Source organism: Persicimonas caeni, assembly GCF_006517175.1.
Taxonomy (GTDB): domain Bacteria; phylum Myxococcota_A; class Bradymonadia; order Bradymonadales; family Bradymonadaceae; genus Persicimonas; species Persicimonas caeni.
The window spans coordinates 947,613-971,824 of sequence record NZ_CP041186.1 but is presented as its reverse complement, the minus strand read 5'-3'; the positions used below and the strand labels follow the sequence as shown (position 1 = coordinate 971,824).

19 protein-coding genes are annotated in these 24,212 nt (G+C 62.6%); 10 read left to right on the top strand and 9 right to left on the bottom strand.

Annotated elements, in window-relative coordinates:
* Positions 1-165: 165 nt before the first annotated feature.
* Positions 166-1,320: a hypothetical protein gene (locus FIV42_RS03680; protein WP_141196368.1), complete on the bottom strand. Its 1,155-nt coding sequence runs from the start codon at positions 1,318-1,320 to the stop codon at positions 166-168.
* 33 nt (positions 1,321-1,353) lie between these two features.
* A complete protein-coding gene (locus FIV42_RS03675; protein WP_141196367.1) occupies positions 1,354-2,490 on the bottom strand; it encodes a hypothetical protein in 1,137 nt (378 codons plus the stop codon).
* Positions 2,491-2,935: 445 nt separating this feature from the next.
* Between FIV42_RS03675 and FIV42_RS03670 the strand changes: the two genes are divergently transcribed.
* From FIV42_RS03670 to FIV42_RS03625, 10 genes are all read left to right on the top strand, one after another.
* Complete coding sequence (locus tag FIV42_RS03670) at positions 2,936-4,234, top strand: putative metal-binding motif-containing protein (protein ID WP_141196366.1); 1,299 nt, start codon at positions 2,936-2,938, stop codon at positions 4,232-4,234.
* Between the two features lie 14 nt (positions 4,235-4,248).
* Complete coding sequence (locus tag FIV42_RS03665; RefSeq protein WP_141196365.1) at positions 4,249-5,610, top strand: putative metal-binding motif-containing protein; 1,362 nt, start codon at positions 4,249-4,251, stop codon at positions 5,608-5,610.
* 29 nt (positions 5,611-5,639) lie between these two features.
* Positions 5,640-6,389, top strand: coding sequence for an outer membrane protein assembly factor BamD (locus tag FIV42_RS03660; protein WP_141196364.1), 750 nt, complete (start codon positions 5,640-5,642; stop codon positions 6,387-6,389).
* A gap of 1,359 nt (positions 6,390-7,748) precedes the next feature.
* Positions 7,749-8,804, top strand: a complete 1,056-nt coding sequence (locus FIV42_RS03655) for a hypothetical protein (RefSeq protein ID WP_141196363.1) — start codon at positions 7,749-7,751, stop codon at positions 8,802-8,804.
* A 240-nt stretch (positions 8,805-9,044) separates the two neighbouring features.
* Positions 9,045-10,052, top strand: a complete 1,008-nt coding sequence (locus FIV42_RS03650) for a hypothetical protein (protein WP_141196362.1) — start codon at positions 9,045-9,047, stop codon at positions 10,050-10,052.
* Between the two features lie 278 nt (positions 10,053-10,330).
* The gene (locus tag FIV42_RS03645; protein ID WP_141196361.1) at positions 10,331-11,806 is read left to right on the top strand and encodes a hypothetical protein; all 1,476 of its coding nucleotides are present in this window, start codon (positions 10,331-10,333) and stop codon (positions 11,804-11,806) included.
* Positions 11,807-11,869: 63 nt separating this feature from the next.
* Positions 11,870-13,312, top strand: coding sequence for an FAD binding domain-containing protein (locus FIV42_RS03640; protein WP_168210378.1), 1,443 nt, complete (start codon positions 11,870-11,872; stop codon positions 13,310-13,312).
* A gap of 55 nt (positions 13,313-13,367) precedes the next feature.
* Entirely contained in the window at positions 13,368-15,689 is a 2,322-nt protein-coding gene (locus tag FIV42_RS03635) for a xanthine dehydrogenase molybdopterin binding subunit (protein WP_141196359.1), read from the top strand.
* A 6-nt stretch (positions 15,690-15,695) separates the two neighbouring features.
* On the top strand, positions 15,696-16,709 hold the full coding sequence (locus tag FIV42_RS03630; RefSeq protein WP_141196358.1) for an XdhC family protein: 1,014 nt from the start codon (positions 15,696-15,698) through the stop codon (positions 16,707-16,709).
* Positions 16,710-17,102: 393 nt separating this feature from the next.
* Positions 17,103-17,882: a hypothetical protein gene (locus FIV42_RS03625; RefSeq protein ID WP_141196357.1), complete on the top strand. Its 780-nt coding sequence runs from the start codon at positions 17,103-17,105 to the stop codon at positions 17,880-17,882.
* A 631-nt stretch (positions 17,883-18,513) separates the two neighbouring features.
* Here FIV42_RS03625 and FIV42_RS03620 read toward each other — a convergent pair.
* The 7 genes from FIV42_RS03620 to ctaD form a co-directional block, all read right to left on the bottom strand.
* Positions 18,514-19,314 (bottom strand): SURF1 family protein, encoded by an 801-nt coding sequence (locus FIV42_RS03620; RefSeq protein WP_168210377.1) that lies wholly within the window; start codon positions 19,312-19,314, stop codon positions 18,514-18,516.
* Complete coding sequence (locus tag FIV42_RS29970; protein WP_168210376.1) at positions 19,311-19,472, bottom strand: hypothetical protein; 162 nt, start codon at positions 19,470-19,472, stop codon at positions 19,311-19,313. The genes FIV42_RS03620 and FIV42_RS29970 overlap by 4 nt, the downstream gene beginning before the upstream one ends.
* Before the next feature lie 30 nt (positions 19,473-19,502).
* Positions 19,503-20,150 carry a cytochrome c oxidase assembly protein gene (locus FIV42_RS03615; RefSeq protein WP_141196355.1) on the bottom strand — a complete coding sequence of 216 codons (648 nt, stop codon included), beginning with the start codon at positions 20,148-20,150 and terminating at the stop codon, positions 19,503-19,505.
* Between the two features lie 57 nt (positions 20,151-20,207).
* Entirely contained in the window at positions 20,208-21,242 is a 1,035-nt protein-coding gene (locus FIV42_RS03610; RefSeq protein ID WP_141196354.1) for a heme o synthase, read from the bottom strand.
* A 52-nt stretch (positions 21,243-21,294) separates the two neighbouring features.
* A complete protein-coding gene (locus tag FIV42_RS03605) occupies positions 21,295-21,639 on the bottom strand; it encodes a cytochrome C oxidase subunit IV family protein (RefSeq protein WP_141196353.1) in 345 nt (114 codons plus the stop codon).
* 107 nt (positions 21,640-21,746) lie between these two features.
* The gene (locus FIV42_RS03600; RefSeq protein ID WP_141196352.1) at positions 21,747-22,382 is read right to left on the bottom strand and encodes a cytochrome c oxidase subunit 3; all 636 of its coding nucleotides are present in this window, start codon (positions 22,380-22,382) and stop codon (positions 21,747-21,749) included.
* Between the two features lie 87 nt (positions 22,383-22,469).
* Positions 22,470-24,140 carry a cytochrome c oxidase subunit I gene (gene ctaD / locus FIV42_RS03595; RefSeq protein WP_141196351.1) on the bottom strand — a complete coding sequence of 557 codons (1,671 nt, stop codon included), beginning with the start codon at positions 24,138-24,140 and terminating at the stop codon, positions 22,470-22,472.
* Between the last annotated feature and the right edge of the window lie 72 nt (positions 24,141-24,212).

Genomic DNA, 24,212 nt, shown 5'->3' with positions numbered 1-24,212 from the left:
TACGCCTCGAGGAGGCGAATGGGGCAGTGAGAGGGAAACCTGCCATAATCAATTGAGCTGACCCAAAAGGCATTGTAGCAACTTGTGTGCGAATACACAATTGTTGCTGGCTCTCATTTCAAGCTCAACCGGCAGAAAATCCCACTCACTGCTCGTCGGGAGGCATCACTGTGTGCTGAACTCGAAGTCGAACGAACGATCGCCGGCGGCGAGCGACTCGATCACCACGAAGTACGTGCCGTCTTGCGGAATACGCCAGTCGAGGCGCTGCGCACCGGTGTCGGAATCGTCGACCGCCGCCAAACATTCGGTGGCGCCGCAGGCGTCGAGCACGAAGAACGCGTAGTCGCCCTGGCTGGTTGATTCGACGACGAGCTGGTCGTTTCGTTGCAGGCCGCTGACCTCGAAGAACATCTCGGCATACGGCGTGTCGAGTCCGCTGGCGCCCTGGCTGAACCCGCAGTTGGTCATTTGATTGGAGGTCCAGGTGCCCGTGTAGCCGCCGGTGTCGCCGGAGACGGTGACCGCGGTGCCCGCCGACAAATCGACGGCGGTCGCCGCCGAGCAGGCATCGCCGCTGCAGCTCGCCCCGTCGGCGCACGTGCTCGCCGCGCAGGCGTAGGTGTTGATGCTCGTGCCGCGGTTGCACTCGTTGAGTTCGCCGCTGTCACACCAGTTAGGCTCGCTCGGGTTGCACAGGGCCTCTTGGACGTTGGCGCGCATCTGGAAGTCGCCGACATTGAAGTCGCCCCAGACGGCCAGATGGTAGGTCTTGCCTGCCTCGAGTGTGGCGGTGTAGGTGCCGCCGTCGGTGCACGTGATGACTTCGGTGGGGCTCGAGCAGCCGCCATCACGCAGGTCGAGGCGTGAGGGGCTCAAGCTGGTCCAGAACTCCACGCGGGAGGTGACGTCGACCTGGAGGGCGAACACGCGCACCCCGGAGCCGGTCGAGCCGAGATCGCAGCTCGTGTCGAGTGTCGACGCCGGCTCGAGCAGGCTCGTGTCGAATACGTGCTCTTGGCCGGCCGCCAGACTGCCCAGATCCGTGGGACTCGTGCAACTCGCGCCCTCGGCCGGCGTGCCGGTGTCTGCGTCGGTGCCGCCGGTGTCAGGATCGCCAGTATCGGGATCGCCGGTGTCGGGGTCGGGAGCATCGGGGCCGACGTCGACGCCCATGTCGGCGTCGACGCCCGTGTCTTCTCCGGTACCGCTATCGGCGGGCGGGATGCCCGGGCCGTTGTTGAGGTCGCCATCATCACCGCAGGCGGCGAAGAGCAGCACGAAGATGCAGACGAATGCGAGCTTGGTTGACTTGGTCACGGCTAAATCCTGAAGTCCGTTTGAGGCTTTCGCTTAGCGGGTAATCGTAATGTCAAAGTTGCCAGTCTGCTGCTCGAGAAGGTCGACCACCACGTAGTAGTCGCCGTCGGCGTCGACGGTCCAGTCGAGGATTCCGTTGACGACGAGGTTGCCGGCAGCACAGGGCGCTTGCTGGGAACAGGCGCCTTCGAAGACGAAGATTCCCTCTTGGAAGTCGTCGGCAGCGGCGTCAATCGTCAAGGTTTGACCTTGGCTGAGGCCCGGCAGGTAGAAGACCAGGTCTTGGCCCGGCGTGTTGACGCCGACGCTGGCGCTGGTGCAGTCGTCGCGGTTCTGGAAGTTAAAGTCGTTTCCATAACCGGTATACGAGCCGGTGAAGTTGTGCGAGCCGGCGCCTGTGACCTCGATGGCGTTGTCGCAGATATCGGCACCGCAGGCGCCGCTGTCACAGGCGTAGGCGCAACTGTAGGTGACTTCGGTGAACCCGCTCTCGCAGCGCACCACGCTTTCGCCGTCGCACTCGGTCGAGCCCATGGGCGCGCAGGCGATTTGAGTCATCGAAAGCGACAGCGAGAACGAAGCGTCCTCGACGTCACGCGGCTCGACCGACAGGAAGTAGGTCACGCCCGGCTCGGCGATAAAGACGTCGGCGTTGACGTCCTCGCATTTGACGCGCTGAGGGTTGTCACAGTCGCCGCTGTAGAGCCCCAGCGTCCAGTTGTCGGTGTCTTGGGACTGCACCTGGGCAGTGACGCGCGCCGGTGCGTCGACGCTGAACTGATAGACAACTTCGCGCACGTCATCCGAGCCGCACGACGGGTTGATGAGGTTCGTGCCTCCCGAGGTCGTGCCGGTAGCTGTCGCACCGCCATTGGCCTCGATCAGACCGAGGTCATTGACCACCTCACACAGATCCCCGACCTGCTCGCCGGTGTCCGCGTCGCCTCCGGCGTCGTCCGTATCCGTGGCGTCGTCGCCGACGTCCTCAGCGACGTCCTCCCCCACATCGCCCGTATCCGGCTGGCGGGTGTCGGGAGTCGACGTGTCGGGGTTCGGATCGATCGTGACGTTGTTCGTGTCGTCGTCGTCGGAACATCCGCTCAAGCCTGCTGCACCAAGGCACAGCGCGATACACAACAGCGCCCACCGGTTCATTGCTCGAATCTCCATCTACATCATCCCAAGGATTGGCAGTCTTAGTGAAAACCTAACCCCTACCTTGTCAAAAATTCGTGGCTATTTCCACAATTTTCCTCGTCTAATCTGAATACACCCGTCACGCCACCCCTCCGCCGTGGAAACAGAACCGTCATTTCTGGGGACTCCTCGCGGTCGACCGCCGTCGTCCCGCCCCAGCTCGACCTGCCATGATCCGGCTTCGAGCCAAACAGAGAAACGAAAATGATCCAAGATTTTTTGGATCTTGAAAAAGTGCGTGAGCTCAGGGGGTTGTTGCCGTTTTTGTTCGCGGGCTGAAAAGTTTTTTCCAAAAAAGACGCAACGAATCGGGGTGCTCTGCCGAAAACCGTAATGAGAGGGGCGGTCGTGCCTGGTCAGTGGCTCCGCCCCCATTACTGAGGCAAACGAGACATCTTCGTGGAGTCGAGGACGAGTAATGAGACGACTGGGATTGCTGTGTATTTGGATCTGGTGCCTGGGAGCGGGTGCCTGCTTCGACGGAGGAGCGATCGTCGACAAGGACAAGGACACGGGGGGCCTGGCCGAGCAAGACGGCAGCCTACCGGACGCCGACCCGCAAGATGCGGAGCAGCCTGTGGATACTGGGACCGATGGCGAGTCGCAGCGGGACGCCGAGTTGCAGGACAGCCAGACGCAGGAGGACGTCGAATCGTGTCAGCCTTCGAACGGAGGCGTCGAACTGTGTGACGCGCTGGACAATGACTGCGATGGCGAGGTCGACGAGGATTTCGACCTGGGCACGTCCTGCTCGGTGGGCGTGGGCGCGTGTGAGTCCGACGGAACATACGTGTGTGCGCAGGACGGCACCACCGAATGCAACGCCACGCCGGGGACGCCGGCCGACGAAGTCTGCTCCGATGGAGTCGACAACGACTGCGACGGTGAGACCGACGAAGAGGACGCGCCCGGAGCGGCGACCTGGTACGCCGACAGCGACGGAGATGGTTACGGCGATGCGGCCGTCTCGACGACGGCCTGCGAGCAGCCCGCCGACTACGTCGCCAACGACACCGATTGTGACGACACTGACGCGGGTTTGTATACGCTCGTCAGCGGATGGGCCGACCAAGACGGCGACGGTTATACGGCAGGCAGCGAGCAGACACTATGCACCGATGGCACACTGCCCGACGGCTACGTGGCCTCCGAAAGGGCCGGTGATTGTGACGACGCGGACGCCTCCGCAAACCCCAGCATCACCGAGGTATGCGACGGCAAAGACAACAACTGCGACGGAACCACCGACGAGTCCACTGCGGATGATGCGGTCACCTGGTACGTCGACTGCGATGGGGATGGGTTTGCGGCTGATACGGTCGCCAGCGTCCTCTCCTGCGACAAACCGACCGTCAACCCTGGCTGCTCGACGACGAACCCTGACTGGACCCAGACACGTCCGACGTCTCAAAGCAACGTCGACTGCAACGACGACATGGCGGACGCCTTCCCGGGTCAGACGAGCTACTTCTCGGGACCAATGACTGGCGCGAACTACAACGAAAAGTGGGACTACGACTGCGATGGGTATGTCGACAAGCGATTCACTTCCGACGGCGCTAGTTGCGGCAATTGCGGACTTAGCAGCGAGGACAGCTCAGGCTGGGTCGCTGACTATACGCCGTCTTGTGGGCAGACCGCGGATTACCAGAACTGCTCTTTCAACCCGTCGTACTGTAACGACAGTGTCGTTTCCAAGACTCAAGAGTGCCACTAAGGGAGGGCCGAGCTATGCAAAGATTTTGGAGTGTTTTGCGACTTTTGACGATCTCGCAAGTCATGCTGTGGGCGGCTTGGGGATGCTTCGACGCGGGAAGTGACGCCCGTCAAACCGACGCTGCAGTCTATGCCAGCGACGTCCGGGACGGCGAGTCATCTCGAGACAGCGATGAGGAGGACGCCGCCACAACAGATACTACGGTAGCCGCCGAAGATACCGCGCATCTAGATGTGCGCGAGAATGATGTCGCTCTAGATGTGCGTGCCGAAGACGTCTGTCAGCCAACCGCTGAGCTGTGTGACGGAGTTGATAACGACTGCGACGGTGAGGTCGACAATGGGTTCTTGTCCGGAGAATGCACTGTCGGCGTGGGAGCCTGTCAGGCGACAGGTCAGTATGAGTGCATCGACGACCAGACCGCATCATGCAACGCGACGCCCGGAACCCCCATCGATGAGCTTTGCGGCGATGGGATTGACAATGACTGCGATGGTGCGACCGATGAGGATGACGCCGTCGATGCTCCCACTTGGTTTGCCGACAGCGACGGCGATGGCTTTGGCGATCCCAGCGTCTCGACAATCGCTTGTGAACCGCCCTCGGGCTACGTCAGCGACGATACTGATTGCGATGATAACGATTCGGCAAAATACATTTCGGTGAGCGGCTATGTCGACTCGGATGGTGACGGCTACACCACGGGAGGTGTGCAGACGCTTTGTACGGACGGCACACTGCCAGATGGTTACTTGAGCAGCGAAAACGCGGGTGATTGTGACGACACGGTCGCTGCGGTTCACCCAAATGCCGACGAGATGTGTGGCGACGGCGTGGATAATGACTGCGATGGGCGCGTCGATGACAGTACAGCAGTCGACGTCAAGACTTGGTACATCGACTGTGATGGCGATGGCTTCTCCGCTGGTGCTTCTGGTGGGCGCCCGTCCTGCACGATGCCTACCGCGTCAACCGGATGTGGCACGTCCACTGCGACTTGGACCGACGTTCGACCTGGTGGAGGGAATTCAACCGACTGTAACGACGCGGTTGCAGACGCTTATCCAGGTCAAACGGCTTGGTTTGACCAACCTATGGGCCCAGATCCCTATGCAGTCCAAGTTGAGGATTGGGACTACGACTGCGATGGCACCATCGACTACCGGTGGACGAATACCGGGGCCTCTTGTCAGCAACTCAACGTGGGTAAGCAATGTACGGGAACTGCCGGCTGGGTCTCGAATAACCTCTGGGGGTGCGGTGCCACGGGGGATTACCAGATCTGTTCATCAGTTGGTACGAACTGCGCCTTAGATTCCTGTTCCTGGTACGAGTGTGACAGCAGTGTCGTTCAGCGAACCCAAGAATGCCAGTGAGCCTCTTCACAGTGCGGAGTTGAAATATCATGTTGCGATACATGCGAATCTTGATGTTGACCATCGCTGGTCTGCTGATTGCCGGTTTGGCGTTTGCCGCGGGGCCCACAGCGGACGGGCATTTCCAGAGAGCCATGGAGGCCGAGCAGGTCGGTAAATATAACGAGGCGCTCGAGCTGCTCGAGTTGGCCTACCGCGCCGAACCCCAGCCTCGCTTCATCCACCGGCGCATTCTCGTGCTCGAGAAGATGGGGGAATTACAACTCGCCCTCGACGTCCTCGATGACTACCGCGATCAGCTGGCCGGCGCTCCCGATGTCGAAAACGTCGCCGTGCTCGAGCAGCGTCTGCGCCAGCAACTCGCCCAGAGCGAAGACCACACCACAAGCGAGGCCGACGTCTTCGGCTGGTCGCTCGTCGGCGGCGGGACTGCTCTGGTCGCCGGAGGAATCGCCTCGTTGGTCTATGCCGAGGGAGAAGCCGAGAGATTGCGCTGCTCCAATCAGTCGAACGCCGACAAGTCAGGTTGCGCAGGCGTCGATGCTTATAGCCAACTGAGCGCCGAGCAGTTCGACCAGAAGCGTACGGGCGTCACGACTTACCGCGTTGTCGGCGCAGGTTTGAGCGCCGTCGGCATCAGCGCACTTGGTTGGGGCATCTACCGCCTGGCTGGCGCCGAAGCCCCGGCGCGAGCAACTTCCCAGGTCACCTCGCCGGAGCTTCGCGCGACGTTCGACGCGAACGGCGGGATGGGGGTTGAACTCGAGCTGCGCTTCTGAGTATCCTACGCGGGTACCATCACAGATGAATCCCCGTAGTCCCGCTACATGCGACGGGGGGAGTTCACGTAAATTTGCCGAATGGACGGAGCTATGCTTGGCAGAACTGCGCCTGTTTTGACGCTGATTGTTGGATGTTTGTTTGTTCTCTTCTCTTCCGCCTGCAGTGACCCTGGCAACTACGACAGCCGTGATACCGGCGTCGAAAGCGAGGATGTCTCGGATACGGTCGACACCGAGCTCACGCCGGACGCGGCCGACACGGGCTCCGAGGACACCCGCCCGCAGGATGTCGAAGAAGACGTCGAGCCCGATAGTGGCCCGTGCGGCCAGACGTGCGCGCATCCGACGCCGGTGTGCGACGAGGCGAGCGGTGAGTGCGTGGCGTGTCTGGTCAATGGCGACTGCTCGATTGGGATATGCAGTCCCAGTAACGAGTGTGTGGACTGCTATGAAGACGGCCAGTGCGGTACCGGGCTGGTGTGCAAAACCAACCCGGGCGAGTGTGTGGAGTGCCTGAGCGACGGGCAATGTGATGCGCCCGGGGCGGCCAAGTGCAGTGCGAGCAACGAGTGCGTGCCCTGCGACGACGACAGTCAGTGCGCGAGCGTGGATGGCGCCGGGGTGTGTGCCGGTGGGACCTGTGTGCAGTGTACGGTCGACAATGAGGCGGCGTGCAACGAGTTCTCGTGCGACCCGGCGACGAACACGTGCACGCAGACCGAGCGGGGCACGGTCGGGACGTGTGGGAAGTGCAAGGCGGACAGTGAGTGTGGTTCGGGACATCGGTGTGTGCCGATGAACTTCAAGGGGATGGGGTTGCCGGATGGGTATTGCCTCAAGACGATGTCGAGTGGGTGTGTGGAGCCTTACACGGGTATCGTGGACCGCGAGAGCCTATCTGGGGCAACTAGTGAAAACTATTGTGGCGTAAATGAATCAGTAACTACTTGTGATGCTGTACTTGATCTCATTGATAACGTCGCATGTCCGAATGGAACTGACGCGGAGTGTGGGTTGAATGGAGAGTCTGATGGTCGTTGCGAAACCGTTCTAGGTTTGTCCAACCGCTGCACATATTCATGCACTACGGGAGCGAGGTGTCCCGGCAGTATCTCGTGTGCAGGTCCGACTGGCGACAAGTACTGTGGAGGCTCTTGAACAGCGTAACTGTACCGAAAGGCGCTGTTCGCTGGGTAAAGGCTCGGCTCAGAATTGTATTTTAGATCAAGATTCTTGGCTGGCCGAAAGGAGTCACCGCCTCGCATTTCTTTCACTTCGCCCCAGCCGTGGCGTGGGTTGAACGACAATCTATCGTCCTCGCTCGAGGGGGACGAGTTACCTCTGAGGATGAATGACATGTCTGAAAGCGCACGAAGAGCACTCCTGGGCGTCATTTGCATGTGTTGCCTGGTCCTCGCCGCTTGTTTCGACGGCGGAACGGTTCAGGAGCGCGACGCCGAGGTGACGAGCGCGGACGCTTCCGACGCCGAGCTCACGCCCGACGCGGCCGACACGGGGCCCGAGGACACCCGCCCGCAAGATGTCGAAGAAGACGTGGAGCCCGATAGTGGCCCGTGCGACCAGACGTGCGCGCATCCGACGCCGGTGTGCGACGAGGCGAGCGGTGAGTGCGTGGCGTGTCTGCGCGATGGCGACTGCACGATTGGGCTATGCAGTCCCAGCAACGAGTGTGTGGACTGCTATGAAGACGGCCAGTGCCAATCTGCGGTATGCGATGTCGGCGCAGGCAAGTGTGTGGAGTGCCTGAGCGACGGGCATTGTGATGCGCCCGGGGCGGCAAAGTGCAGTGCGAGCAACGAGTGCGTGCCCTGCGACGACGACAGCCAGTGCGCGAGCGTGGATGGCGCCGGGGTGTGTGCCGGCGGCACGTGTGTGCAGTGTACGGTCGACAATGAGGCGGCGTGTGGTGAGTTCTCGTGCGACCCGGCGACGAACACGTGTACGCAGACCGAGCGTGGCACGGTTGGGACGTGTGGGAAGTGCAAGGCGGACAGTGAGTGTGTGGCGGACCATGCGTGCATCGAGATGAACTTCGATGGGACGGCGTTGCCGGATGGGTATTGTCTGAAGACGGTGTCGAGTGGGTGTAGTCGTCCCTACGGAGCGGTTGTGATTACTCGTGCAAGCCTGTCAGGTGCCCCCGAAGACGAATACTGCGGAATTGCCGAATCTGTTACGAGTTGTGAGGCAGTTCGTGATTTTCTCGATAGTACTGAATGTGCCGGTGGAAACGACTCCGAGTGCGGCGCCGTTAATCGAGGAGATGGGCGATGTGAAACGGTGGGGGCGTTTTCAAATCGCTGCACCTACTCCTGTGGTACTAGTGATGACTGTCCGTCGGGTAGAACATGTAATGGGCCAACGGGAGACGAGTACTGTGGAGGCTCTTGAGCAGTGACCCCCATATCGAAAGGCGCTGTTCGCTGGGTAAAGACTCGGCTCAGAGTTGTGTTTTGACCGAGAGCCTTGGCTGGCCGAAAGGAGTCACCGCCTCGCATTTCTTTCACTTCGCCCAATCCGTAGCGTGGGTTGAACGACAATCTTTCGTCCTCGCGCGAGGGGGACGAGTTGCTTTTGAGGATGAATGACATGTCTGCGAGCACACGAAGAGCACTCCTCGGCGTCATTTGCATGTGTTGCCTGGTCCTCGCCGCTTGTTTCGACGGCGGAACGGTCCAGGAGCGAGACGCAGAGGTGACGAGCGCGGACGCTTCCGACGCCGAACTCACGCCCGACGCGGCCGACTCGGGCCCCGAGGACACCCGCCCGCAGGATGTCGAAGAAGACGTGGAGCCCGATAGTGGCCCGTGCGGCCAGACGTGCGCCCATCCGACGCCGGTGTGCGACGAGGCGAGCGGTGAGTGCGTGGCGTGTCTGCGCGATGGCGACTGCACGATCGGGATATGCAGTCCCAGCAACGAGTGTGTGGACTGTTATGAAGACGGCCAGTGCCACTCTGCGGTATGCGATGTCGGCGCAGGCAAGTGTGTGGAGTGCCTGAGCGACGGGCATTGTGATGCGCCCGGGGCGGCCAAGTGCAGTGCGAGCAACGAGTGCGTGCCCTGCGACGACGACAGTCAGTGCGCGAGCGTGGATGGCGCCGGGGTGTGTGCCGGTGGAACGTGTGTGGAGTGTACGGTCGACGATGAGACGGCGTGTGGTGAGTACTCGTGCGACCCGGCGACGAACACGTGCACGCAGACCGAGCGTGGCACGGTCGGGACGTGTGGGAAGTGCAAGGCGGATAGTGAGTGTGTGGCGAACCATGCGTGCATCGAGATGAATTTCGATGGGACGGCGTTGCCGGATGGGTATTGTTTGAAGACGGTGTCGAGTGGGTGTAGTCGTCCCTACGGAGCGGTGGTGATTACTCGCGCCAGTGTGTCGGGAGCACCGGAGGATAGCTACTGCGGTATCGTCGAGTCGATGACGACGTGTGAAGCGGTGGTGGATTTGGTCCAGGATACTTCCTGTGCGTCGAATGCGGACTGTGGGGTTTCGGGGCAGGACGATGGACGTTGTGAGCAGGTAGGGACGCTTACAGACCGATGTTCTTACGCTTGCTCTCTCGGCGCTCAATGTCCCGGCAGTATCTCGTGTGGCGGTCCGACTGGTGACAAGTACTGTGGAGGCTCCTGAACCACGACTTCGCCCGGCTCATCGAGAGCTAGAAGCGCTCGCATCGAGGTCGTTTCGAACTCCATAAGGGCTCGGTGAACACTCATCCCGCCCGAAAGATCCAAACAGAGAACCACAATTCGCAGCATTCCAAGAATCGGCCCGTGACAGTGTTCACGGGCCGATTTTTGTGTGTAGAGCAAAACTTTTTTCAAAAAGTACGCAACGATTTGGGGCTTTTTGCCGAAAACCGTAATGAGGGGCACGAACAACTGTACTCTTAGGTGGACGAGATGATGATGAAGATTTGGATGTGGATATTGGTCGCCGTGGCGGGGCTCGTGCCGGCTGTCGTCGTCGCGGCGCCGCCGGTGGCTGCGGATGATGAGGTGCAGCACCGGGTGGCGGTGGTCGCGCTCGACGAGGGGGCGCACTCCGGTGGGGTGATGCAGACGGTGTCGGGGCTTCTGGACGGGGCGAGGTTCGACGTGATGATGGGCGATCGGCTCGAGGCGGTGCTCGATGAGCGCAAGGTGGCTGTGCCGCGGGCGGCGGTGGCCTCGAAGTTCTCGGGGCTGGCGAACGTCATCGCCGACGGCGTCGAGCAGTTCTTCTACAAGGGCAACGAGGCCGCGATCGCCAAGTTGTCGCCGGTGTTCGACATGGGGATGGCCAATCCTGAGGTCTTGGCCAGGCGGCCTGACTTTGCCGACCAGATCTATCAGGCCGGTTTGGTCATGATTCGGGCGTACAAAAACCTCGGCCAAGAAGACAATGCCAAGGCCGTCGCGCAGCTCTTGGTCAAGTCGTTGCCGGGGCTGGAGCCGTCGGCGGCAACCTCGCCGCCCACAATCATTCGGTTCATCAAAGAGCAGAGAAAGGAGCTCGCCAAGGGGGGCGCCACCCTCGAGGTCGAGATGATCGACGGCAAGGACTGCACCGCGTTCATCAACGGAAGTCCGGTCGAGAAGCGGCCCTATCCGGTCGCCGCCGGCGTCGAGTACATGGTCACGATGGATTGTGGTGGGTCGACGGCGCCGGTGTGGAAGCTCGAGCTCGCCGAGGGGCAAAAGGTGGTCGCGCCGGTGTCGTCGGAGGACCCGCTGTCGGTGGTCATGACCAGCGGTGACTATCGCCAGCGTCGCAAGGCCGAGGCGTATCTTCGGCTGGTCGCGTTCTGGAGCGGTGCGCCGCGGGTGCTGGGCGTGACCCGCTCGGCGGCCACCGAAGCAGAGGAGTCCATCCTCTTCGTTCGCGTGGAGTCGCATGGCGAGGCGGTCTGGAGTGATAATACCGACGAGCGGGCCATCAGCCGTGGGCTGGCGCGGGTGTTGCCGCAATACCGCCAGAACGTGGGCGACGGTGAGCTTCCGGTGGTCGATGACGACGCCGGCGAGACGGATTGGCTGGGCTGGTCGCTCGTCGGCGGCGGCGTCGCGGTGGTCGGCGTGGGCACCTGGGTGGCGCTGGCGGCCGAAAACCGCGCCCTCGAGGTCGAGTGCTCGCCCGACACCGATTACGGGACGAGCGCGGCCGATTGTGATGGCGTCACAGTCATTACGTTCGCCGACCAGGCCGAGCTCGAGCAGGCCGAGTCCGAGGTGACTGTCGCTCGCGTCGCCGGGTACGGCTCGATCGCCGCCGGCCTCGGTCTGGCGAGCTGGGGCTTGTGGCGTCTTGTGTCGCCCGAGCGGCGCCCGTCGGATGCCGCCGTGAGCTTGGAGGCGACCCCGCTTCGCGGCGGTGCGATGGCCGGCGTACGGTGGCGCTTCTAAACCCCGTTTGTTATGGTCGTCGGCGTGCAAAAAAGCATCGGAATCTCTCGCTCACGGATAACCATGGCGACGACTGAATTTTGGCTGAATGACCAACTTGTATCGACCGACGCCCCGCAGGGGCTTTTGGTTCTCGATTACCTGCGCCGACACGAGCACTTGGTCGGCACCAAAGAGGGCTGCAAAGAGGGCGACTGCGGCGCCTGTGCCATCCTCATCGGGCGCCTCGACGGCGACGGCGTACGCTACGAGCCGGTGACCTCGTGCCTTGTTCCGCTCGGCGAGATGCAGGGGCGGCACGTGGTGACCATCGAGGGCATCAACCTCGAGGGGCTGTCGCCCGTTCAACAGGCGGTGGTCGACTTCGGCGGCACCCAGTGTGGCTACTGCACGCCGGGCTTTATCGTCTCGATGACCTGGTACCTGATGGCCGAGCAGGGCGAGCCGACTTTGGAGGGCATGCAGCGAGCCATCAGCGGCAACCTTTGCCGTTGCACGGGCTATGCCTCCATCAACCGCGCCAGCGAGAGCCTGGTCGACAAATTCGGCGAGAGCGGCCCGTGGGCCGATATCTGGGCCGCCGATGATCGCGTCAGCGCGCTCGTCGACGCCGAGATGCTTCCCGCCTATTTCACGGAGATGCCCGAGCGCCTTCGCCAGATCGAAGCGCCCGAGCTCGAGCACGACGGGGACATCACCGACTTTTTCGTCGCTGGCGGCACCGATATCTACGTCCAGCAGGGCGAGCGCATCCCCGGTGCGAGCGTCAAGATGCTCAATCACCTGCCGTTGATGCGTGGCGTCCGCCGCGAGAAAGGCGAGTTTCGCGTGGGCGCGCTGACGACCTTCGAGGAGTTTCGCGCCGACGAGGGCATCCAGGGGCTCATCCCGCGCATCGACGACTTCATGTTCCTGATCGCCTCGCTGCATATCCGCAACCGGGCGACTCTGGGCGGAAATATCGTCAACGCCTCTCCCATCGGCGACATGACCAATATGCTGCTCGCCCTGGGCACGCGGCTGGTGCTGAGCGACGGGGAGGCCGAGCGCGAAGTCGCGATGAAGGACTTCTTTTTGGACTACAAGGTCCTCGACCGGCGTCCCGCCGAGCTCATCACCGAGATTGTCTTTCCCGAGGGGACCGACGCCACGCGCATCAACTTCGAGAAGCTGTCGAAGCGAAAGGCGCTCGACATCGCCACGGTTTGCAGCGGGTTTCGCTGCGAAGCCAGCGCGGATGGCGTCATCGAAGAGGTGGGCATCTCGATGGGCGGGGTCGCGCCGACGCCGCTGTATCTCGAGGAGACCTGCGAGTTTTTGGTGGGCCGCACGATCGACTGCGACACAGTGCGCGAGGCGACGAAGATTGCGATGGGCGAGGCGAGCCCGATCAGCGACGTACGGGGCAGCGCCGACTACAAGCGCTTGCTCGTGCGCCAGTTCCTGATCGCGCACTTCACCGAGTGCTACCCCGAGCGCGTACGCTTTGCCGAGCTGGCAAGCTGACTCTCTGCGCCGTCGCCGAAATCCCGAAACCCCGAAAACCGAGCCCCCAAACCCCATGAGCAAGCACCTAGACGCACCGTTTCACACCCGCGGCGAGTCCCTCTACGTCGACGATAACCCGGCGCCCGACGGGATGCTCCACGCCGCCGTCGTCGGCTCCCCGTTCGCCCACGGCGACATTCGCAAGCTCGACGTGAGCCGCGCGCTCGCCGCCGATGGGGTGGTGGCGGTCTTTACCGCCGAGGATATCCCCGGCGAAAACGAAATCGGGCCGATTCTCAAGGGTGAGGTGCTGCTCGCCGAGGACAAGGTCGGCTATATCGGGCAGCCCGTGGCGTTTGTCGTGGCGAAGACGCCCGAGATTGCCCGGGAGGCGGTCGAGCTGGTCGATATCGAGGTCGACGAGCTTCCGATCGTGGTCGACCCGCGCGAAGCGCACGCCAAGGGGCATTTTATCGACACGCCGCGCACCTTCTCGTTGGGCGACGTCGACGCCGCCTTCGAGAATTGTGATGTCATCGTCGAGGGCGAGTGCGAGATTGCCGGGCAGGAGCACCTGTATCTGGAGACGAACCGGGCGCGCGCCATCCCCGAGGAGGGCGACCGGGTCAAGTGCTTCTCGTCGACGCAGAGTCCGTACGCGGTCCAGAAGTCGTGTGCGCGCATCTGCGGGGTGCCCCACCACAAGATCGAGATCGACGTCAAACGCCTGGGCGGCGGCTTTGGCGGCAAGGAAGACCAGGCGACCCACTGGGCGTGCATGGTCGTGATGGCCGCGCGCATCTTGCGAAAGCCCGTCGAGCTGGTGCTGCATCGCCTCGACGACATGCAGATGACCGGAAAGCGCCACCCGTACTCGGCCGATTTCAAGATCGGCCTGCGCGAGGACGGCACCATCGAGGCGTTCGACTGCAAGATGTACCAAAACTCGGGCGCGGCGGCCGACCTGTCGACCGCGGTGCTCGAGCGCAGCCTCTTTCACGCGACCAACTCGTACGCCATTCCCAACGCGCGCATCTACGCGGCGCCGTGTCGCACGAACCTGCAGCCGCACACCGCGTTTCGCGGCTTCGGCGGCCCGCAGGCGATGTTCGTGGTCGAGTCGGCGCTGGCCAAGGCGGCCGAGGCGATGGGCATGGGCCGCGAGGAGCTCCAGTACGAAAACCTGCTCACCGACGGCGACGTCTTTCCGTACGGCCAGACCGTCGAGAGTGCGCAGGCCAAGGCCTGCTGGGACGACGCGGTCGAGACGTTCGACCTCGCCGGCATGCGCGAGGCGGTCGAGGCGTACAACGCCAGCCACGACACCACCAAGAAGGGTCTGGCGGTGATGCCGATTTGCTTTGGCATCTCGTTCACCAAGATCTTTTTGAACCAGGCGTCGGCGCTCGTCCACATCTACACCGACGGCAGCGTGAGCGTGTCGACCGGCGGCGTCGAGATGGGGCAGGGCGTGACGACGAATATCGCCGAGATCGCCGCCGCCGAGTTCGGCATTGCGCGCGAGCGCTGCAAGATCGAGTCGACCAACACCACCCGCATCGCCAATATGTCGCCGAGCGCGGCGAGTGCGACGACCGACCTGAACGGCAACGCGACCATCTTGGCGACGAACGAGATCTTGGATCGCTTCCGAACGATGCTCGCCCCGGAGATCGACTGTGAGCCCGACCAGATCTCCATCGTCGACGAGACGGTCCTCGTCGACGGTGAGGAGACCGACTGGACCTGGGAGAAGGTGGTCAACCACGCCTATATCAACCGCGTGGGCCTGTCGGCGCACGGCTTCTACGCCACGCCGGGCATCCACTTCGACACCGACGAGGAGAAGGGGCGCCCGTTCGCCTATCACGTCTACGGCACGGCCATCACCCAGGTGACGGTCGACTGTCTGCGCGGGCGCTACGACATCGACACGGTGCGCGTGGTCCACGACCTGGGCCGCCAGATCAACGAGGTCGTCGACCTGGGCCAGATCGAAGGCGGCCTGGCCCAGGGCCTGGGCTGGATGACGCTCGAGGAGCTCGCCTACGACGAAGAGGGGCGGCTGCTGTCGAACGCGCTGTCGACCTACAAGGCGCCCGACGTCTATGCGCTCCCCGACGACATGCAGGTCAAGATGCGCACCATCGACAACCCGTCGGGCCCGCGCGGCTCGAAGGCCGTCGGCGAGCCGCCGCTGATGTACGGCATCGGGGTGTACTTCGCCATTCGCGATGCCATGCGCGCGTTTGCCGAACGTGACTACGAATTCGACGCGCCCATCACCCCCGAAAAGGTGCTCATGGGCCTGCACGGCCACGTGCTCGGCGGCGGGGACGCTACGAGCGTGAGCAGCACCGACGAAGAATCGGCCGCGCCCATCGTCGCGGAGTAGGGCAGTATGCAGTTCTGGACGACACTTCTCGAACATCTCGAGTCCGGCGAGCCCGCCTTTGTGGGGCTGGTGGCCGACAACACGGCCCATTCGCCGGGCACGCGCGGCGCCAAGATCTTCGTTCGCCCCGACGGCACCACCGGCGGCACCATCGGCGGCGGCGTGATGGAGGCCGACATCAGCGAGATGGGCGTCGAGGCGCTCTCGGAGGGCGACTTCGCGCCCGACTTTCAGGTGCTCTACCACCGCGCGAAGGGCAAGGGCGACAAGTCCGGCCTCATCTGCGCCGGCCATCAGACCAACGTCTATTTCGTATGTGAACCCGACCGCGACCTCGAGGTGCTGCGCGAGGTCGTCGCGCGCCTCGAGCGCGACGAGCCGGGGCTGCTTCAGGTGGGCAGTTTTGGCGTGCGGTTGGTCGACGAAGCGACCATCAGCCGCGAGCGTGCGCCCATTCGGCTTGTCCAAGATGAGGGCGCCTGGCTCTACGAAGAGCAGCTCCTCAACTGGAAGCGCGCCGCCATCATCGGCGGCGGCCACTGTGGGCTGGCGCTGTCGCGCGTGCTCGCGAATCTGGGTTACGAGGTCACCATCTTCGACACCCGCGACGACGTCTTCACCTTCGTTGAAAACGACCACGCCCGCTACAAGGTCGCCGTCGACGACTTCGCCGAGGCCGGCGAGCACATCGACCACCCCGAGCTCACCCACGTGATCGTCATGACGATGGGCCAACCCGGCGACGTGCGCGCGCTTCTGGGCACCCTCGACGGCCCCTTCCCCTATGTCGGCGTGATGGGCAGCGAGGCGAAGCTCGCCAAGATCCGCGAGGATCTGGCGGCCGCCGGCGTCGACCCGGCGCTCTTCGAGCGCGTGTACGCGCCCATCGGGCTCCCGATGACGAGCAACACCCCCGAGGAAATCGCCATCAGCATCGCCGCCGAGCTGCTCCGAGAGCGCGAAACCCTCTTCCCGCACGCCAAACCCGCTCGCCCGCAGCCTCCCGAGGCTTCTGGCTGACAAAGAAGGCCCGGGATTTTTCTCCCGAGCCTTCTTGCTGCCAAAGATCGTCTGCCGAGAATCTCCCACACCATCTTTCTCTCGCCGAACGGTCGGGCGCGGCCGGAGAGGCGTTCTTTGTGACAAACGAGGCCTCGGCGGTTTCTCCCAGGGCTTCTGGCTGACAAAGAAGGCCCGGGAGAAAAATCCGAGGCCATCTTTGTGAGCCGGAAGGCAAGTTCGGCGAAAAAATCGCGATCCGGGGTGGCGAGGTCATCCGGGAGCTTCTATAGTCGGGTTACTTGGAAGCAACATGGTTTGGGAGCCGTAGGCGAGGCGTCTGCGCTCGGCGCGAACGCCGTTCCGGCGTCGTGCGCTCCCTGTGGGTACACCCTAACACCTTGGAGGGATGTTATGGCAGAAATCAGCACCCAGGTCGCCAATCGCGTCCAGTGGAATCGTTTCGTGCAGTCGTCAGTGAGCGTCAATCAGGCGGATGTCGAAGCCGAGCTGGACCAGAAGTACAGCTCGTACGACTCGTATATCGATGGCCTGTTCGCGGCGCTGCCCGAGGTATTGATGGCGCGCCTCGAGGCGATGACCGTCGAGATGAGCCAGACCGAGCTCGAGTTGACCGAGGAGATGGCCGACGACGGTCGGGCGCGCGACCGGCGAGACGCCCAGGTCGGTGAACTTCGCGACCGCATGTACAAGGGACGCGGGGCCGTGCAGACCGCCTTCGACGAAGAGGCCGCCGACGAATACGGGCTCGCGTCCACTCCGCCGTCGGCGCCCGACGATTTGCTGACGTTCGCGCGCAACAGCATGCACTTGCTCGAGAAGAACCCGCGCGTCGAGCAGGACATCTTTGGCAACACCGTCGACACCCAGAAGATTGTCGGCGCGCTCCAGAGTGCGTGCGACTCCCTCGAACAGGCACTGCAGTCGGTCGACGAGGAGACCCGCCAGGCCCACGCCGCCCGCGCCAAGCGCGACGCCACCGTCGAGCGCTGGGAGCAGACCTACCGCGGCACCGCGCAGGTTCTGAGCGGACTGTACCTGCTTGCCGGCCGCCCCGACCTCGCCGAGCGCGTACGCCCGACGATGCGCAGCTCGCAGGGCAAGGCCGAGCCACCCGAGGCGGGCGACGCCCCCGCGACCGGCGACGACGTGGTCGAGCCGGTGGAGGCGTAGCTTCGTCGGTTGTCGAGGATGGATGACTCAGAAGAAGACGCCCTGCGTGAGCGGGGCGTCTTTTTTTGTTGGCGTGGGCCTGCGGTATGCTCGGCCGCGAGGTTCTCCGGCACGAGAACTGTCGCGCTCAAGGCTCCGATGGGGTCAAAAACTCAGGAATGGCGTGTTGGGGCCGATTCACAGGAAGGTCCCAGGTGATGATTATCGGCTTTCGATTGTGTACGACCGCCCTGCTCGATGTGACCCATGCGGCTGTCTCCAAGTGGGAAAGCAAAGCCCACGTGCCTCGTCGTCCATACGACCGCCTCGCTCGGGAGCTACAGCTCGTCCGCCCCTCAATCGTAGTTCGCGCCCGCCGTTGGGGGCGCCGTCAATAGCGGGCGCCGCTAGCCAGCAAGGCCTGCAACCAAAGCGGGAACACCCAAATGGATTCGCGGGAGACTTTCGCGATATGTGTTCGGTGCGAGAGCTTCCAGCTCTCGCTGACGAGGGCAAGATGCCCACGCACCGAACCCGTCGCGTGCATTCTGTGCGAGTGCTTCCAGCTCTCGCAGACGAGGGCAATTTGCCCACGCACCGAACAATTCGCGTACCGAAGCACGCTACGCAAGTCGGGGGCCGGAGGGGACGGTCAGGCGTCCGCATCCGGGCGGGGCGGGCGTTTCGAGGAGCCCAGGTAGCCGAAGCCGGCGGCCAGGTACATCGACAGCAGCGCGATGGCGGTGGCGTACCAAAAGAGGACGTAGCCGAGGTGCCGCTCGGAGGTCAGGTACGGCTCGGTGACGTAGTCGAAGCTCGCAATCGGGTAGGGCTCGCGGGAGTGTTCGGGGCTGAGGACGACGATCATCGGGTCGGCGGGCGTCTCGTAGGGCAAGGCGTCGGCGATGGCTTCGAGGTCGTAGGTGTCCCACTCGACCACGTTGTTCTGCAGTTCGACCTCTCCCGCCTCGAGCGCCTGGCGCGTTGCCGTGTCGGCGACGATGCGGTTGGGGGCGTGGACGAGGCCGAGATACGTGCGTGTCTGGGTCGGAGGGGCCTGCTTGGCGACCTCGGCGGCGTGTTCGCGGTGAACCCAGCCACGATTGACGAGGACGCCGCCGTCGCCTTCGGCGAAGCGGAGGACCCCGCCGAGCCAGTAGCCCGGCTTACCGTCGTGTACGCGGTGTTTGAACAGAAATGTGTAGCGGGGATCGAGTCGGCCGCGAACGGCCACGGCGTTGTAGGCGCCGGCGTTGGCCTCGAAGGCGTCGAGCGACTCGACCTCGACGATGTCTTCGTCGAGGCGTTCGCTGCGTTGGGCTTCGAGGTCGAGCTTTTCGAGGTAGCGGGTGAGCTGCCAGGTTCCCAGGCTGATCAGGATGGCGAGGCCCACCAGGGTGCCCAGAGTGGGCCAGAAGCGGAGTTGAAAGCGGCGGGAAGTCTTTTGAGTCACTGGCCGTAGGCGCGCACGATCATGGCGAGCGCGATCATTCCGAAGATGATGAACATGAAGACGAATCCGGTGATTCGGTTGCGCCGTTTGACGTCTTCGGACGGCTCGGTGAATCCCTCGGTGCTTCCTTGCGGGTGCTGCTCGACGTTGTCGGACATCTCTAGACCTCCACTACTTGCCGGGGCTGATTACTTGCCGGGTGTGATGGCGGCAGTCTCGCCGGCACGCTTTCGCGACGTATCGGCGTTGAAGAACGTGTAGGCCAGCGTAATCTCTTTGATGTGGTCGGGCATGTCCGGGTCGAACCAGAAGTACAGCGGCATGTCGACCTGCTCACCCGGCTCGAGGGTCTGCTCGGTGAAGCAGAAGCACTCGATCTTTTTGAAGTACTGGCCGGCCTCGGGCGGGTTGATGTCGTAGACCGCCTGGCCCTTGATGGCGCGAGCGCCGTCGAGGTTCTCCGAGACGAACTTGGTCAGGCGCTTTTCGCCAGGGTGGACCGTCACGCTGTACTCGGTGGGCTCGAAGCGCCACGGCAGCTGGCGGTTGACCTCGGCGGCAAAGCGCACTTTGACCTTGCGCGACTTGTCGACGGTGACGCCTTCGTACGAGTCGGTCTCGCCGTTTTGCCACGACGAGCCGCCCGGGTCGATGGCGACGCAGACGATGCGGTAGAGGGGAATCGAGGCCGCGGCGACCAAGAACATGAACGCGATGAAGGCAAGCATCTTCTTGCCGGTGCGCTTGTTGTTCTCGACCATTTCCTGGGTCGGGCGCGCGGGCTCAGCAGACTCGTTGACGTCGTTGGGAGTCGTCTGTTCTTGGTGCTCGGCCATGGCTATTCTTCACGTTCAGCTAGCTGATTGACTACAGAGTCGACGTCGCGCTGCAGATTACTGCTGCGACGTCTTGGGAGCCGGCAATTCCCCGTTATGCAGAGAACGCAGCTCTTCCTTGTCTTGTTCCGCGCGCATCCGCTCGGCTTGCTGCTCGATGCCGGCAAGGTAGCGGTGCTCGGTGAAGTGGTGGGTGTTGAAGCTGTCGACCGACATCGCCCCGAAGAGCAGGGCGAGGTACAGAATCGAGTAGGCAAAGGTGCGCTTGGCCCACTTGTCCGTGGTGTCGAAGGCGGTGCGGATGCACATGTAGGCGAACACGGCGCCCAGCACGACCGAGGCGACGAGATAGATGATGCCCATCATGCCGACGATCGCCAGGAGCGTGGTCGCGCCCAAGAGGAGCGCGGTGTAGAGCAGCATCTGGAACTTGGTGACGTGCTTTCCGCGCACCACCGGCATCATCGGGATATTGGCCTTGTGGTACTCGACGTCTTTGTAGAGCGCGAGCGCCCAGAAGTGGGGCGGGGTCCACAGGAAGACGATGGCGAAGATGATCCAGGCCGTCATGCTCAGGTCGCCGGTGACCGCCGCCCAACCGATGAGGGCGGGGAAGGCGCCTGCGCCGCCGCCGATGACGATATTGTGCGGCGTGCGTCGCTTGAGCCACATGGTGTAGATGATCACGTAGTAGGCGTGACCGCAGATGCCCATGAGCGCGGCGAGCGGATTGACGAAGTAGGTCAGGATGAGCACGGCCGAGAAGCCGAGCACGCCGGCAAAGATGAGCGCGTTTTGCGGATCGATGCGGCCCTGGGGGATGGGGCGCTCCTGGGTGCGCTTCATGACGGGATCGATATCGCGATCCCAGACCATGTTGAACACGTTGGCGCTGCCACAGATGAGCACCGTGCCCAAGATGGTCCAGAAGACCAGCCACAGGTCAGGCATGCCTCTGGCTGCTACCAGCATGGTGCAGAAGGCGGTGACCACCAAAAGGCGCAAGATGCCCGGCTTGACCAGCCGGTAGTAATCGAGCGCCTTTTGGCCGATGGAGCCGGCCGAGTTGCTTGTGGTTGTGACACTGCCCATGGGTTCGTCCTTGCTTGGCTCGGGGAGCGTGCCTCCCGTCACCTCGCAGCGCTTATACCGGCCAAGGGAACAGGCCGATGGTCAAAAAGACCGAGAAGATGAACGGAGCGCACGCAATCAAGATAATCGAGGGGCGCTCGCTAACAAGGTGCATGTAGTACCAGGCGACCAGGAACGTCTTGACGATGGCCAACACGATCAGGGAGATGACCTGGAGGGTGCGCGCCTCGAAAAACAGCAGATCCGGGAACTCGGCGAGTCCGATCAGCTGGGGTTCGGGCACGATGACCTCGACGATGGTCAGCACCAGCAGGGCGACCCAGACCCACATATAGTCGGCCTTGAGCCACGAGATGCCGAACCAGCTTTTTTCTTCAACTTCTTCGAGTGTCTGCATTTTCTAAAACCGAAGGTTTCGGATGTTTCGTTCCGGGCCGGTACGTCGGAGCCGGGGCTTGGCGCCCCGGTACCAGACCTGGAAGGTCTGCCTCCGATGAAGTGGCGTCAGATGAGGTAAACAAACGTAAAGACCAGAATCCAGATGAGGTCGACAAAGTGCCAGTACAACCCGGCGATCTCGATGATCGAGGAGTTGTGCTTGCCGATCTTGCCGCGCTTCATGCCCAGGTAGATGATCAGGTTGTAGATCACACCCACGGACACGTGCAGACCGTGAAAGCCGGTCAGGCTCAGGAAGGTGGACGCGAAGTTGGTGTTGTAGTCCACCCCCTCGCCGCCGACCAAGTAGGGCCATTTATCCAAAATCAGGTGCGTCCACTCGTAGCCCTGAATGCCCACGAAGATGAGGCCGCCGATGATGGTCGCCAGCATCCACTTGCGCGCGCGGTCCATGTTGCCTCGGATGGTCTCCGAGAGCACGTGGACCATCGAAACGCTACTGCAGATGAGCACGAAGGTGTTGAAGGCGGTCAGCTGAATGCCGATCACGCCGAATTCGGTATAGGGGTTGGGCCAGCCGCTCTCGGGCGACCAGCGAAGGCGGGCGTAGCCGGCCAGGAACCCTGCAAACGTCATGGCGTCCATGACGAGGAAGGTCCACATGCCGATTTTGCCGTTGGTGACCCCCAACGATTCGGCACCGGTATTCGGTGCGGCCTCGGTGGCTTGATGCGTTGCCATGTCTAAACCTGTTTACGTCTTCGGCGCGCTCCGCCGTCGGGGCGGAGCGCCAGTACAGTCGGTCAATTCAAAGATTCAATATACTTCTTATTCTGCCGGCACCGGCTCGGTCAGCTCGTCGGCTTCGCGGTGCGGGCCGTGGTGACGCACAATCGGCGTCCAGACCGGAGGTTCCGGGAAGTTGTGGTGCTGGGGCGGCGAGGTGGTGTGCCACTCCAGGTGCGTGCCGTCCTTCCACGGGTTCTTGCCGACTTCCTTGCCGTACTTGAGGCTCCAAAGGAAGTTGAAGACCCAGATAAACTGCGCGGCGAACAGCACGAACGAGCCCACGCTGGAGACGACGTTGAGCATCTCAAACTGCGGGTCGTAGTCGAAGTAGCGGCGCGGCATGCCTTTGACACCCATGTAGTGCATGCCAAAGAAGGTGACGTTGATGAAGATGGCGGTCAGCCAGAAGTGCACCTTGCCGAGCATTTCGTTGTACATGCGCCCGGTCATCTTCGGGAACCAGTAGTAGAGTCCCGCAAAGATGGTCATCACCGAGCCGGCCACGAGCACGTAGTGGATGTGAGCGACGACATAGTAAGTGTCGTGAAGCTCGATATCGACGGGCACCGACGCCAGCACGACGCCCGACAGGCCGCCGATGGTGAACATCGCCAGGAAACCCAGCGAGTAGAGCATGGGTGTGTCGAACTTGAGGCTGCCGCCCCAAAGGGTGGCCAGCCAGCTAAAGATCTTGATGCCGGTGGGCACCGCGATGAGCATCGTCAGGAACATGAAGCCCACGCGGACTTTCAGCGCGATACCGGTGGTGAACATGTGGTGCGCCCAGACCACGAAGCCGAGCACGGCGATGGCCGCCATCGACCATGCCATGACCGCGTAGCCGAAGATCGGCTTGCGCGAGAAGGTCGGGATGATCTCGTTGATCATGCCGAAGCCGGGCAGAATCATGATGTAGACGGCGGGGTGCGAGTAGAACCAGAACAAGTGCTGGTACAGAATCGGGTCACCGCCGCCCTCGGGGGCGAAGAACTGGAACGCGCCCGGGAACGTGCGCTCGAGCTGAAGCATGAGCAGCGCGCTGGTGAGCACGGGGGTCGAGGCGAGGATCAGGAAGCTGGTCACGACGACCGACCAGGTGAACAGCGGCATCTGGAAGAACGTCATGTTCTTGCAGCGCATGTTGAAGACGGTCGCCAGGAAGTTGACCGCGGCCATCGTCGAACTCGTACCGACGATGATGACCGCCATGATCCACAAGTCGGCGCCCAGTTGCGGCGAGTAGATGGAGTTGGACAGCGGCGGATAGCCGGTCCAGCCGAAGCCGGGGGCGGTCAGGAAATAGGAGCTGATCGCCATGAGCGCCGCCGGAGGCAGCAGCCAGAAGCCCACCAAGTTGAGCTTGGGGAAGGCCATGTCGGGCGCGCCCACCTGAACCGGTACGATAAAGTTACCGACGCCGGTAAAGAGCGGGATGATGAAAAAGAAGATCATCAACGACGCGTGCATGCCCGGCAGGGTGGCGTAGAACTCCGCGTTCATGAAGTCGGGGCCCGCCTGAACAAGCTCGAGCCGGATGAGGATCGACAGAACCCCGCCCAGAAAGCCCATCATCAGGCCAAAGAGGGTATACATTACACCGATGCGCTTGGCGTCGGTGGTGTAGAACCACTCCTTGACATAGTGGAGTGCCGACTTGCTGGCCTTATCCGTCAGCGGAGAAAGGTAGCCGTATTTACTGTGAGTGCCCATATTACTTCGCTCGTCAAAAGGTCCGGTGTTCTCGGAGAACTGCTCCGGATGCTCTACGCCTTGCGTCTAAAA